Genomic DNA, 448 nt, shown 5'->3' with positions numbered 1-448 from the left:
TTTCGAACAAGGCAGGGCTATGGACTGTGTTTCAAGAATCACGGCGGTTGTAGAGTTGGAGGCGCACAAGATTATCAAGGTACGGGTCGGCGGTTATGCGCATGAGATTGGGCTACAGCAAGTCATCTTTTAACTCTGTGTTTCAATGAGCAGAGTCCGTGATTTTTTCGCGATGACAGCCCCGTATTTTTAGGCCTGGAACGAGTCGTTTTACGCTGAGCAGAGAAAACGAGACAAGAAGGATGTGATGAAGTTATCTGAGTTACAAAGTCATATAAAAACGTTCGATCATGCCCCCGAGCAATCTGAGCACTATTTTCTCAAATTAATCGAAGAAGTCGGTGAATTGTCGGAGTCTATTCGTCAAGGCACAGGCGGACAACCCACATTGGATGACCTCAAAGGGTCAGTGGCTGAAGAATTATATGATGTGTTGTATTACGTCTGT

Annotated in this window: 1 protein-coding gene; it reads left to right on the top strand. The window is 45.3% G+C overall.

The window, feature by feature from the left end; all coding sequences use genetic code 11:
• Positions 1-247: 247 nt before the first annotated feature.
• Positions 248-448, top strand: a 201-nt coding sequence (locus ACYP03_RS24135) for a MazG nucleotide pyrophosphohydrolase domain-containing protein (protein ID WP_459782383.1), incomplete at its 3' end; no start/stop codon positions are given.

This window comes from Photobacterium sp. R1 (assembly GCF_054600795.1).
The sequence above is the reverse complement of the archived record's forward strand: the minus strand, read 5'-3'. Positions and strand labels throughout refer to the sequence as shown.